Below are 13016 nucleotides of genomic sequence, written 5' to 3'. Positions count from 1 at the left end.
CGCGGCGGCTTATAATCGCCGCCTTCAAACGCCCTGGCGCAGTTGTGCGCCCCGCGAATCCGGATCCCGCCATGTTACGAATCACCGAACTCAAGCTGCCAATCGACCATCCCGAAGAAGACCTGCGCGCCGCCATCGTGCAGCGTCTGGGCATCGCGAGCGATGATCTGCTCGATTTCACCTTGTTCAAGCGCAGCTATGACGCGCGCAAAAAGTCCTCCGAACTGTGCTTCATCTACACCATCGACCTCAACGTACGCGATGAGGCCCGGGTGTTGGGCAAGTTCGCCGACGACCGTAACGTCAACGTGGCGCCGGATGTCAGCTACAAATTCGTCGGTCAGGCCCCGAGCGATCTCGGCCAGCGGCCGATCGTCGTCGGTTTCGGCCCGTGCGGTATCTTCGCCGGTCTGCTGCTGGCGCAAATGGGCTTCAAACCGATCATTCTCGAACGCGGCACCGAAGTCCGTCAGCGCACCAAGGACACCTGGGGCCTGTGGCGTAAAAGCGTGCTCAATCCCGAGTCCAACGTGCAGTTCGGCGAAGGCGGCGCGGGTACATTCTCCGACGGCAAACTCTACAGCCAGATCAAGGACCCGAAATTCCTCGGGCGCAAGGTTCTGCATGAGTTCGTCAAGGCCGGCGCACCGGAAGAAATCCTTTACGTCAGCAAGCCGCACATCGGTACGTTTCGCCTGACCGGCATGGTCGAAAACATGCGCGAGCAGATCCGCGAACTGGGCGGTGAAGTGCGCTTTCAGGAGCGCGTTTCCGACGTGCTGATCGAAGACGGCCAACTGCTCGGCGTGCAACTGGCCAGCGGCGAAACCCTGCATTCCAAACACGTGGTTCTCGCCCTCGGCCACAGTGCCCGCGACACCTTCCGCATGCTCCATGGCCGTGGCGTGTTCATGGAAGCCAAGCCGTTCTCGGTGGGTTTCCGCATCGAGCACCCGCAATCGCTGATCGACCGTGCACGTCTGGGCAAATACGCCGGCCACCCGAAACTCGGCGCTGCCGATTACAAGCTGGTGCACCACGCCAGGAATGGCCGTTCGGTCTACAGCTTCTGCATGTGCCCGGGCGGCACCGTAGTCGCGGCGACGTCCGAGCCCAATCGTGTGGTCACCAACGGCATGAGCCAATACTCGCGTAATGAGCGCAATGCCAACTCCGGCATCGTCGTCGGCATCACCCCGGAAGTCGATTACCCGGGCGGCCCGCTCGCCGGTATCGAGTTGCAGGAACGCCTGGAATCCCACGCGTTCATCCTTGGCGGCAGCGACTACAAGGCCCCGGCGCAACTGGTTGGCGATTTCATCAACGGCAAGCCTTCGACCGAACTGGGCGAAGTCGAGCCGTCGTACAAGCCGGGCGTGGCGCTGGGTGATCTGGCTCTGGCACTACCGGATTTTGCCATTGAAGCAATCCGTGAGGCTTTGCCGGCGTTCGAAAAGCAGATTCGCGGTTATTCGCTGCACGACGCCGTGCTGACCGGGATCGAGACCCGCACTTCGTCGCCGCTGCGCATCACCCGCAACGAGTCGCTGCAGAGCATGAACGTCAAGGGCCTGTTCCCGGCCGGGGAAGGCGCGGGCTATGCCGGCGGGATTCTCTCGGCGGGCGTCGACGGGATTCGCATTGCCGAGGCCGTGGCTCGCGATATCCTCGGCCTTAATGACTGATACAAAACCCTTGTAGGAGTGAGCCTGCTCGCGATAGCGGCGTGTCAGTCAGCATTTATGGCGTCTGACACACCGTTATCGCGAGCAGGCTCACTCCTACATTTGATTGGGGCGTGTCAGATATTCGCGCGCAACACCGAGGTCGGCAGCGCCTCCCCGCGCTCGGCACTCGCCGCCACCGCTGCAATCAAATCACCCAGTTCATACCCCTGTGCTTTCAGCCAATCCTGATCGTAGTACGTGTCGGCATACCGCTCGCCGCCATCGCACAGGATCGCCACGATTGACCCAGAATGCCCTGCCGCTTTCATCTGCTGCGCCGCCATCAGGGCGCCGATCAGATTGGTCCCGCTCGAGCCGCCGACATGCCGCCCCAAACGCTGCGCCAGATAATGCATGGCCGCCAGCGACAAGGCGTCCGGCACCTTGACCATCGCATCGATGACCTTGGGCAGAAACGATGCTTCCACCCGAGGCCGGCCAATGCCTTCGATGCGCGAGCCGCAGTCCAGGCGCAGGCTCGCATCACCACTCTGGTAAAAATCGAAGAACACCGAACGCTCGGCATCGGCACACAACACGCGGGTGCAGTGCTGGCGATAGCGCACGTAACGCCCGAGGGTAGCGGTGGTGCCCCCAGTGCCGGGGCTGGAAATCAGCCAAGTCGGCTCAGGGTGTTTTTCGAAACGCATCTGCTGGAAGATCGACTCGGCGATGTTGTTGTTCGCCCGCCAGTCGGTGGCGCGTTCGGCGTAGGTGAACTGGTCGATGAAGTGACCGCCATGCTCGCGGGCCAGACGCTCGGATTCGGCGTATATCTGCGTCGGATCCTGCACCAGATGGCTCTGGCCACCGTAGAAGGCAATCTGGGCAATCTTCTCTTTCGAGGTGGTCGCGGGCATCACCGCGATAAACGGCAAACCGAGCATGCGCGCGAAATACGCTTCGGAAATCGCCGTCGAGCCGCTGGACGCTTCGATCACCGGCGCGCCGGGTTTCAGCCAGCCGTTACACAGCGCGTAAAGGAACAGCGAACGGGCCAGGCGATGCTTGAGGCTGCCGGTCGGGTGGCTGGATTCGTCCTTGAAATACAACTCGATGCCGGCAAAACCGGGCAGCGGCAAAGGGATCAGGTGGGTGTCGGCGCTGCGCTGGAAATCCGCCTCGATGATGCGGATGGCTTCGCGGGCCCACTGTCGGTTGTCGCTCATGGTCTCGTTTCTCATGGAGTCGGACAGGAGATGGGTCTCCTGAAAAAGGTCTTGCGCAAGCTTAGGAAATATCCCGCAGACGGCAAAGATACAGCTGAGTCTCAATGTGTCAGGCAACTGCTAGGCTCAATGCTTCCGAGCCAGACAGCCTGTAACGCCATATAACAAAAAAGAATATAACTTTTGTTTTAACAACTAACGGTACGGGTTAGGGTAGCCCACCTTTTTCACCAATCGATGGAGAGCGACCTTGCCTCTGCGTAGCACTTTCACGCGTTTCTTTCAGTTGGAAGCTGCCAGCGGTCTGTTATTGATCGCCGCAGCCATTCTCGCCCTGATCATCAACAACTCACCATTGTCGTGGCTGTACACCGGCCTGCTCGACACTCCGGTGGTGGCGCAGATCGGTGCGTTGAAAATCGCCAAACCCCTGCTGCTGTGGATCAACGACGGCCTGATGGCGCTGTTCTTCCTGCTGATCGGTCTGGAAGTCAAACGCGAAGTGCTCGACGGTCAGTTGTCCAGGCCCTCGCAGATCGTCCTGCCCGGCGCTGCGGCGATCGGCGGCATGCTGGTGCCGGCGCTGATCTACTGGTTCCTCAACCGCGACAACCCCGCCGCCCTGAGTGGCTGGGCCATTCCTACCGCCACCGACATCGCTTTCGCCCTCGGCGTATTGGCGCTGCTCGGCAAGCGCGTGCCGGTCTCGCTGAAACTGTTCCTGATGACCCTGGCAATCATCGATGACCTCGGCGCCATCGTCATCATCGCGATTTTCTACTCTGGCGAACTGTCGACCCTTTCGCTGGGCCTGGCGGCGGCCTGCATTGCCGCGCTGGTGGCGATGAACCGGCTCGGCGTGGTCAAGCTCGGGCCGTACATGATCATCGGCCTGATCCTCTGGGTCTGCGTGCTCAAGAGCGGCGTCCACGCCACATTGGCCGGTGTGACCCTGGCTTTCTGCATCCCATTGCGGACGAAAAATGCCGAGCCGTCGCCACTGCTGACCCTCGAACACGCGCTGCACCCGTGGGTCGCCTACGGCATCCTGCCGCTGTTCGCTTTCGCCAACGCCGGCCTGTCGCTGAGCGGCGTCACCGTCGAAAGCTTCACCCACGACGTACCGATGGGCATCGCCATCGGCCTGCTGCTGGGCAAGACCATCGGCGTGTTCGGCCTGACCTGGCTGGCGGTCAAGATCGGCATCGCCGCCCTGCCCCAAGGCGCCAACTGGGGCCAGGTCCTCGGCGTCGCGATCCTCTGCGGCATCGGCTTCACCATGAGCCTGTTCGTCGGCTCGCTGGCCTTCGAACCCGGCGTGAGTGATTACGCAGGAATGGATCGGATGGGCATCCTCACCGGCTCGATTCTCGCGGCGCTGATTGGTTATGCAGTGACGGCGGCGGCGAGTCGCAAGAATTCACAACTGCAATAACCCTTGCTCCCGCTGAACTGCGCAGCACGCCCACTTCTTGGGGGCGCTTCGCACCCCAGCGGGAGCAAGCTCCCTCGCCACAGATTCCTCGCCTCTCAGTTAAGCAGCGAACAATCCCCACGTCTTTAGCGACGCGTCCTACAGCCGCGCTTTCCCCGCTTCGATAACGTCGTGCAGCCCCTCTCCAGGGGCTGTCGATGGTGAACGAAGGGACGATCAGTGGCGCGGTACAAGGACATTCCCCGGGTGCAAAACCCACCGGAGGGCGACGGACATCACGTTACCTGGCGCTATATGACGGCGGCTGAACTGGCCGAGCGCGAAGCCGGGCAAAATGCCTACGATGCGATGCTGGCGCGGCAGGAGGCTTTCGAGCGCAGCCGGGAAGTGGCGGCGAAAAAACCTGAAACTGTGCGTGCCGGGTGCGTATTCGCCAAGTCCTGCAAGTTGCCGGATGCGATCATCGATTACAGCAATCCTTCCGGCATGGTCCCGACCGACAGCCTCAAGGATTACGGCGAGCTGATCCTGCTCGGCGCTCGCGAAGCCGACGCAAGCGGCGGCATTCCACTCAAGAAAATCAGCGCCAATGCGATCCCGATCGGGTTTGGCAGTCTGGCCTTGGCAGGCTCGGCTTTTGAAGCGCTGCCGGCGCTCGTCTCCAGTGCGGTGGCTGCGCCCTTGGTCGGGCTGGTTGCGCTGCTGATCCCGTCCAGCCTGGGCGACAGCGCGCTCTATACCGACGAGCAACTGAGCACACTCAAACAAGCCAGAACACGCGTACGCCTGCGCGTCGAGCAACAGGCCAATGGCAGCCTCAAGGGTTACGGCTTCTACACCGGCAACAACCGCGATTGGGAAATGGTCGATGTCGTGCAGTTCACTGCACGCGGCGACCGGTTCGTTGCCGATCTGGGTGAAGGCGTCGAACTGCTCTGGACCCCGGCGGTGGATGGCTCGGACATCCTCGGCATTCCGGCGCTGGAGGCTGCCCCGCAGGCACCGCATATCTGGGTGTATCCACCGACGAAAGCGGCGGACGGGATTCTGGTGAATCCGGTTTATCCGCCGGAGTATCGGGATTTCATTTTGGTGTTTCCGGCAGATTCGGGTGTAGAACCGATCTACATTGTTGTCAGTACTGCGAAAGGCACCGCCGAGGCCGGACATACCTATCACCCAGCGCCGGAAACGTCAGATATCACGGCCTTTCCTGATTTAAGAAGAGCAAAGAAGAAAACACCGTTCAACGGCGGGCTTAGGGATCGCTGGATCAACGCAAAAGGCCGAATAATCTATGAATGGGACTATCTACATGGCGAGCTTGAAGCCTACCGCGCAAGCGATGGTAGCCATTTAGGCTCTTACGACCACAGAACTGGTGAACAGATAGATCCACCCAAAAAGAACCGTAGTATCAAAAAATATTTATGAGGATTACATGGGACTTAAAGCCAGACTCGAATGGTACGACCAGCAAACCGAACTGGGTGAAGGGGAGGAACTGTCGAAAGACCTTGGCGAGGACGGCTCATTAATGGAAGCATTAGGCCTACCGTCGAAAAGCTTCAATAACGGCGGATTTGATGTGAAAGCCGATTGGATCAAGACTCTCCAGCCATACTTCCAGCATTCCATTCAATTTTCTTCTTACGACTATCAGGTATCGTTCGTTTACCGGGATGAATGGTAGATGGGACTGGAACTGAGATTGGAATGGTACGACACAGCAACCTTGGAGTTTCAGGGGGAAGAGTCGTCAAAAGACCTGGGTGATGACGAGTCAGTGTTAAACGCCTTGGGGATTCCCGCCGCGGACAACATCAACAATGGCAGTTTCAACGTCGCTCAAAATTGGCTCGCCACCATTCAGCCGTATTTTCAACATCAAATCGATTTGAGAGTTCACGACTATCAAATTTCGTTTGACTACGGCTAACAGCCCCGGAAGTATTAGCTCCATGCACTTTCTTTTAATTACCGGTTTTTTCCCTGACGAAGCCCAAGATGACTCCTTGCAATTCGAGCTGGATATCACAGGCAGCGAGATGAATGAAAGAGTCGCCCAGCTCATTGAATCCAAGCCCTTGGGTGAGGTGGAACCGGCGAGTTGTTGTTGACTCAGGATCAGGTAACCGCACTGGAAAATCTGCTCAGCGTCAGTTTCCCAAAGGGCCTCGAATACTTCATGGGGACCTGCGTCAAATACTGACTGACCCACTCACAAGCAAAGAAAAACCCCGACCAGTCACCTGATCGGGGTTTTCTTTACCCGGCTTCCCGCTTAGTGCGAAACGCGGCTGGTCCCGCCAACGGTGGAAATCCGTACCCGCTCGCCAACGCGGAACACTTCATTCTCCTGAACCTGCTGCACATAGGCGCGCATGCTGCCGTCGTCTTCGCGGACGGTAATTTCCACGCCCTGGGTGCGGGTCAGGCCTTCTTCGGTGGCGGAGCCCAGCAGGCCGCCGGCCACCGCGCCGATGACCGCAGCAACGATGCTGCCCTTGCCGCCGCCGATGGCGCTGCCGCCGACGCCGCCGACCACTGCGCCTGCTGCGCCGCCGATCGGGGTTTTGGTGCCTTCGATTTTCACCGGTCGCAGGGATTCGATGGTGCCCATGCGAATCGTCTGCACACGACGCGCTTCGTCACGGGAGTAGGAGTCGCCGGTGAGGCTCGATTGGCAGCCGGTCAGCAACATCGCCATCGTGGAAAAGGAAGCAACCAGCAGAACAGACTTACGCATAGCATCAACTCCAAAAGAACATGTGTTCATTAAACTCCGTGGCCTGGCGTCTGTCACGACACCCTCCGGATAAAATTGGCTTCCATTCAGGCTGGGTACAGATGCCGCGAGCGTTCACTTAAAGTAGCGTGAAATCACCGATCCGCCATCGCCCTTCATCCCGCTCGGTAGACTGCTCAGGGTGCCAGACGTTCAAGAATCCACTCGGCGCCCTGCAGCCGGTAGTTGAGGCGATCATGCAGGCGGCTCGAACGGCCCTGCCAGAACTCGATGCGCTCGGGCAACAAACGGTAACCGCCCCAGTGTTCCGGGCAGTGCGGATGACTGTCGCTGAAGCGCTGCTCGGTGGCCTTGAGCAAATCTTCCAGCTCGCCACGACCGTTGATGACGCGGCTCTGCGGTGACGCCCAGGCGCCCAGGCGGCTGCCCAATGGACGCACCTGATAATAGGCATCGGACTCTTGCGGCGTGACCTTTACCACCCGCCCTTCGATGCGCACCTGGCGCTCCAGGGTTGGCCAGAAGAACGTCATGGCGGCAAACGGGTTGGCTGCCAGATGCTGGCCCTTGGCGCTGTCGTAGTTGGTGAAGAAGGTGAAGCCCTGCTCGTCCAGGCCCTTGAGCAACAGAATGCGGCAATGCGGACGACCGTCGGCATCGACCGTAGCCAGGGTCATGGCATTGGCTTCCACCGGCGCCTGCTCGGTTTTCACCGCATCGGCGAACCACTGATGAAACAACGCAAACGGCTCGGCCGGGGCTTGCGCCTCGGTCAAACCGTCACGGGTGTAATCGCGACGCATATCGGCCAGAGCCTGGGTCATGGCGGATTCCTTTTCGTTAGCGGATCACTTCTTCGCGGCGTCGGCTGCGGCGACTTTCTTGTCGGTCGCGGCGGCTTTGGCTGGCGCAGTCTTTTTCGCCGCAGCTTTGGCCGGAGCCTTTTTCGCTGGAGCCTTAGCGGCAGCTTTCTTGGCTGGCGCCTTTTTCGTCGCCGGCACAGCAGCTTTCTTCGCCGCAGGCGCTGGGGTGGCTGGTTTGGCCACTGGCTTGACGTCTTGCGCGGCGACCATCGTCACCGGCTTCGGCGCTGGCATGTTGTATTTGCTCAGCAGTGCCACCATGGTGTTTTGCGGGGTGACCAGCAGCTCTACACGACGGTTCAAGGCCCGGCCTTCAACGCTGTCGTTGGCCGCACGCGGCGCTTCCGAACCCATGCCGCGCAGCATCAGGCGGTCACGCTGCAAGCCGCTGAGACGGAAGATCGCTGCCACCGATTGCGCACGTTCCTGGCTCAGCTTGATGTTGGCCGGCGCAGCGCCGCTGGTGTCGCTGTGACCGAGCACCAGCACCGCCGTTTTCGGGTCGGCTTCAAGGATCTTCGCCACGCGAGTGAACGGGCCGAGGGTGACAGGCAGCAGCATCGCTGGACGGTCCGGGTTGAACGAGCCTTCTACCGGCGCCGTCACTACCAGCACGTTGTCGCGACGTTCGAGTTGCAGGTTGCTGTCCTTCACCGCTTCACGCAGACGCGGTTCGTAGTCGTCGAGCCAGGCTTGAGTCACCTTCGGATCCGGCATCGGCACGGCTTTGGCGGTTGGCTGATCCTTACCGCCGAACGGCCACCACCATTTGCCATTGGACTCGGCCTCGGCCTTGGCCACCTCGACCGGTTTGGCTTCAGGTTTGACCTCGGCTTTCAGATCAGCTTTTACCGCTTCATCGCTGGAACCGAACGGCCAGTACCACGGGTTGCTGCTCTCGGCTTTGGCCACTGGCGCGGTCGCCGCCGGTTTCAACGGAGCTGGGGCCGGAGCCGGATCTTTGGTCGCAACTTTGTCGGAAGAACCGAACGGCCACCAGCTGCCGCCGTCCGCGTCGTTTTTCGGGTTCTGTGCGCAACCGGTGATCGCTACACACAGGGCCAGGGCGAGGGTCTTTTTAGATGACATTGAAAATCCACAAAATGAAGTAATGAAAAATCAGAGCACTTTCGCCCGGATAAACAGCCGTTTTGAAACGAAAATCCCTTCGAGGTTCCGATCCTGGAACCTCAGTTGAAGCTTTATAGACAAGTGGCAAGCACCCGCGCCAGCTTTTGCGCGCGCGGATCCATCAAAACGTAAGGCCCCAAAGTATTGGTCACGAAACCGAAGGCGACATCGCGCTCGGGATCAGCAAAACCGATCGAGCCGCCCGCCCCCGGATGGCCGAACGCGCGCGGGCCGAGGCCGTAGGTGGCGTTGGCCACGTCCGGCTGATCGAGCATGCAGCCGAGGCCGAAACGGGTGCGGGTGAGCAAGGTTTTGTCGTCGCCGAGGCTGTGCTCGCGGGTCAGCTCTTCAAGCATCTCGCTTTCGAGCAGACTGCCGTCGAGCAGGCCGGCGTAAAACCCGGCGAGGCTGCGCGCATTGCCGTGGCCGTTGGCCGCAGGCTGCTGCATGCGGCGCCATTCCGGCTTGTTGGTGCTGGTCAGCACCGACGGCGGATTGGTGAAGGCGCGGGTAGTCATGGCAGTCGGTTCGCGCATGGTCACTTGCAGCAGGCGCTGCGCCGCGGCGTCGCCGGCATTGCCCTTGCCACGGGCGATGTGCGCCACGCGATGAAACTCTTCGTCGGCCAGGCCCACATGGAAATCCAGCCCCAACGGCTTGGCAACCCGAGCGACGATCGACTCGCCCGGCCCACGCCCGTCGGCGCGGCGCAGCAATTCGCCGACCAGCCAACCGTAGGTGATCGCGGCATAACCGTGACCGGTGCCCGGCGTCCACCACGGCGCTTCGGCCGCAAGGGCGTCGACCATGGTTTGCCAGTCGTAAAGGGCTTCAGGGGCGAGCAATTCGCGCAGCGCCGGCAGGCCGGCCTGATGGCAGAGCAATTGGCGCAGGGTCACCGATTCTTTGCCAGCGGCGGCGAATTCCGGCCAGTAGCGGGCAACCGGGGCATCGAGTTGCAACTTGCCTTCGGCGACCAGTTGCAGCGCGGTGACGGCGGTGAATGTCTTGGTGCAGGAAAACAGATTGGCGATGGTGTCGCTGTGCCAGGCTTCGGTGCCATCCTTGTCGGCGGTACCAGACCAGAGGTCGAGGACGGTTTCTCCACCGACCTTGATGCACAGGGCTGCGCCGCGTTCCTGGGGATCGTCGAAGAGTGCGGCGAAAGCCTCGCGCACCGCTTCGAATTGAAGCTCGTAATGTCCCTGAATCTGCACCCGCAACTCCCCCGCGAAAACGCTCTACAAAGTGGTCCGCATTGTTCCAGCCCTTGAGGGATTTGGGAACAGGCGCGGGCCAGACGGTTGATCGGCAATTTCTGGTGATCCCTTCGCGAGCAGGCTCGCTCCCACAGGGGATCTCCGCTGCTGTTGATATCCCGTGTGGGAGCGAGCCTGCTCGCGAAGAACGATAACGCGGTCTGAAACCTAGTGACCATTCCCCGAATGCCCGCCCGCTTGCGCAGCCCCCGCCGCTTTGCCAGCCTCGGCCTTGCGCCCGCCTTCAGCCTCGGTATTCGGCGTTTTCTGCGCCTCCTTGCCCAACTGCTCCAGCGCTTGCAGATTGCTTTTGCGCACTGCCTCGACAAATCCCTGATACGGCAGATCGGTGACGCCGACCAGTCCGAAATGGCCATTCTCGCCGTCGAGCAACCGGCCAGTCACCGGTTGGTCGAGATACTGGAACCAGTGCACGCCGACAATCGACGGCTCGCTCAGCGCCTGTTTGAGGAAGTTGGCATAGGCCGGGCCGCGATCCTCTTCCTTGGCCAATTGCGTCACGCCGCCCCAGAACGGGCCGCGGTCAGCCGAGCCGAAGTTGAATTCGGTGATCAGCACCGGTTTGTCCAGCGCTGCCAGCGCGGCGAAGTCGTAACCGTCCTGCGGCTTGAGCGTGTACATGTTGAAGCTCAACACATCGCAATACTGCGCGCAGGACGCCACGGCCTCAGGCGTGCTGATAGCGAAGCGACCGCCCAGCAGCATCTGGTTCGGCGCGTGCCAGTTCAGCGAATCGGAGATGGTCTTGAAATAGGTGTCGGCGAAGACCTTCTGGAAGTATTTGAAATCCGCTTCGATCTCCGGATGTTCAGGATTGGGCAGTGGCGGCACGAAGCCCGGGTCTTCCATCAACTCCCACGCCGGCAGCTCGATGCCCCACGCCTTGGACAGTCCGGCCTGATTGCGGTACTTGTCGCGCAATTGCTTGAGAAAGGCGCGTTTGGCCGGCACGTCCGTGGTCATTTTCAAGGTACCGTAAGCCAGCGCGTAGCGAGCCTTCGGATCGTCACCGGGGCCGGCCCAGGCCAGCTCATTGTCGGCGTAATAACCGATCAGCCACGGATCGTCGCGGTGATCGCGTGCGGCAATGGCCACGGCGCGCTCGGTGGCCATGGCGAAACGCGGATCGAACGGATCCGGCATGCCGCCCCACCAGTCGCTACCGGTGCTGATGCTGGCGTAATCGCCGACGATCGACAGCGGCAAGGTGTACGGCACGCGCTCAGCGTCCGCTAGCGAAGGCGCGCTCCAGTTGCCAACCGTATTGAAACCCCAGGCTTGCAGGCGGTCGAGGGTATGGCGAGCCCAGCGTTCCTCATTAATCGTGGCTGTACACGGAGCGGCTTGCGCGCTGGAAGTTTGCACCGCGTCGGTCTGCGCCGCTTCGGCGATACCTGACTTCGGCTCGGCAGGCGCCGCCACAGACTCAGCCGCCTGCACCGAACTGGCCTCAGCCGCGCCTGCCTTCGCCGCTTCGGCGATCCCGGCCTTGTTGTCGCTGTCCGGTTGGCACGGTTCGCCGTACAGGCGTTGCAGATTGGCGCCATAGAAGTCGTACCAGCGGCCGTTGCCGTAGCCACGCCCCTGATCGACGCCGTTACCGCCACGGTTGTCGCCCTCGCCGAAATGCGCAGCCAGTGGGTCGCCGTTCTTCGGCAGTGATTCGAACATGTATTCGCGACCGGCCACGTAGGTCTGGTTGACTTGCGGGCTGACGGTGTTGACGCCAAGCGAGTAGAACGGATGGCCTTCAGGGGTCACCAGATACCAGCGGCCGTCGCGTTTTTCCGTGCGGAAGAAACCGCTGGACTTGAACGCCGGGCCCTTGTTCCAGCCGCCGAATTTGTCCAGCGAGGACTTTTCGCGCTCGGCCAGCCAACTGTTCAGTTGTTGCTGTTCTTTGCTGGCGGCGCTTTTCAGTTGCTCGTCGCTGCTGACTTTTTCCGGCCATTTGCTGCGGGTCGACTGCCCGTAAGCATCGACCAGATTGCCGTACACCGCCTGCGTCACCGACTCGCCGTCCTGCACACCGAAACGCTCGAGCAACAGGCTCTGCGCAACTTTCGGCTGATCCATCGACAGGCTCACCGAAACCACTTGGCTGCGGTCGATCTCGCCCGTGCTGCTGGCCAGCAGGATGCGCTGGCCGTCAACGGTCATCGGCATCGGCGGCCCGGCTTTCATGCCCTGACTCAGCGGCGTCGAAGCCACCAACGGCACCAGCAAGGTTTGCGCGGGGCCGGCCGGCAGATCGACGCGGCTGAGCAAAGTGCGGCCATCGTTGCTCTGGATCTGCACATAAACCGTCACCGCCCAGTTCATCGCACTCTGCAGGCGCAGGGTCATCATCCCGGACTGCGACCAGTCCCAGGCGCCGGTCTGTGGCGTCAGGCGCAAGGTCGGCCGGGCGACCGGGTTGAATGTCACCCGACGCAGCACTTCGCCTTCCGCGGTCTGTTCGGCATTGGCCTGCGGCAGGTCGGCGTTTTCCGTGGCGACCTTGACCACGTCGGCCGGGCGCACGAAGTTGAACAGCGTCTGCTGACCGGCGGGCGCGGCCAGCAACGGCGCGGCAAAGATCAAGGCGAAAACAGCGGGCAACGAACGGCGGATCATAAGAACGGAGTTCTCCCTAACGACCAGTCAAGGCCAGTGGAAAAGT

11 protein-coding genes and 1 pseudogene are annotated in these 13016 nt (G+C 61.1%); 6 read left to right on the top strand and 6 right to left on the bottom strand.

Features of this window, described 5'->3' with window-relative positions:
• Positions 1-71 precede the first annotated feature (71 nt).
• Positions 72-1685 carry an NAD(P)/FAD-dependent oxidoreductase gene (locus QRN33_RS20790; protein ID WP_285409809.1) on the top strand — a complete coding sequence of 538 codons (1614 nt, stop codon included), beginning with the start codon at positions 72-74 and terminating at the stop codon, positions 1683-1685.
• A gap of 116 nt (positions 1686-1801) precedes the next feature.
• Here QRN33_RS20790 and QRN33_RS20785 read toward each other — a convergent pair whose 3' ends face one another.
• A complete protein-coding gene (locus tag QRN33_RS20785) occupies positions 1802-2896 on the bottom strand; it encodes a PLP-dependent cysteine synthase family protein (RefSeq protein ID WP_065615240.1) in 1095 nt (364 codons plus the stop codon).
• Positions 2897-3146: 250 nt separating this feature from the next.
• Here QRN33_RS20785 and nhaA point away from each other — a divergent pair, with 250 nt between their 5' ends.
• From nhaA to QRN33_RS20760, 5 genes and pseudogenes are all read left to right on the top strand, one after another.
• Positions 3147-4331, top strand: coding sequence for a Na+/H+ antiporter NhaA (nhaA, locus tag QRN33_RS20780; protein ID WP_123418052.1), 1185 nt, complete (start codon positions 3147-3149; stop codon positions 4329-4331).
• Between the two features lie 219 nt (positions 4332-4550).
• Positions 4551-5765: an S-type pyocin domain-containing protein gene (locus tag QRN33_RS20775; RefSeq protein WP_285409806.1), complete on the top strand. Its 1215-nt coding sequence runs from the start codon at positions 4551-4553 to the stop codon at positions 5763-5765.
• Between the two features lie 7 nt (positions 5766-5772).
• Positions 5773-6024 carry a colicin E3-like toxin immunity protein gene (locus QRN33_RS20770; protein WP_083352156.1) on the top strand — a complete coding sequence of 84 codons (252 nt, stop codon included), beginning with the start codon at positions 5773-5775 and terminating at the stop codon, positions 6022-6024.
• Positions 6025-6270 (top strand): colicin E3-like toxin immunity protein, encoded by a 246-nt coding sequence (locus QRN33_RS20765; protein ID WP_083352155.1) that lies wholly within the window; start codon positions 6025-6027, stop codon positions 6268-6270.
• 22 nt (positions 6271-6292) lie between these two features.
• Positions 6293-6543: pseudogene (locus QRN33_RS20760) on the top strand (pyocin S6 family toxin immunity protein).
• Between the two features lie 72 nt (positions 6544-6615).
• On the opposite strand, the gene QRN33_RS20755 reads toward QRN33_RS20760, so the two are convergent.
• From QRN33_RS20755 to QRN33_RS20735, 5 genes are all read right to left on the bottom strand, one after another.
• On the bottom strand, positions 6616-7080 hold the full coding sequence (locus QRN33_RS20755; protein WP_016771369.1) for an outer membrane lipoprotein: 465 nt from the start codon (positions 7078-7080) through the stop codon (positions 6616-6618).
• A 176-nt stretch (positions 7081-7256) separates the two neighbouring features.
• Positions 7257-7904 (bottom strand): pyridoxamine 5'-phosphate oxidase, encoded by a 648-nt coding sequence (gene pdxH / locus QRN33_RS20750; protein ID WP_285409802.1) that lies wholly within the window; start codon positions 7902-7904, stop codon positions 7257-7259.
• A gap of 24 nt (positions 7905-7928) precedes the next feature.
• A complete protein-coding gene (locus QRN33_RS20745) occupies positions 7929-9032 on the bottom strand; it encodes an OmpA family protein (protein WP_285409801.1) in 1104 nt (367 codons plus the stop codon).
• 113 nt (positions 9033-9145) lie between these two features.
• A complete protein-coding gene (locus QRN33_RS20740; protein WP_042608219.1) occupies positions 9146-10291 on the bottom strand; it encodes an EstA family serine hydrolase in 1146 nt (381 codons plus the stop codon).
• A 210-nt stretch (positions 10292-10501) separates the two neighbouring features.
• A complete protein-coding gene (locus QRN33_RS20735) occupies positions 10502-12970 on the bottom strand; it encodes a beta-agarase (protein ID WP_285409800.1) in 2469 nt (822 codons plus the stop codon).
• Positions 12971-13016 lie beyond the last annotated feature (46 nt).

The sequence above is a fragment of the Pseudomonas sp. FR229a genome (assembly GCF_030209115.1).
GTDB lineage: Bacteria > Pseudomonadota > Gammaproteobacteria > Pseudomonadales > Pseudomonadaceae > Aquipseudomonas > Aquipseudomonas moraviensis_A.
This window is presented reverse-complemented; position numbering and strand designations above follow the sequence as displayed.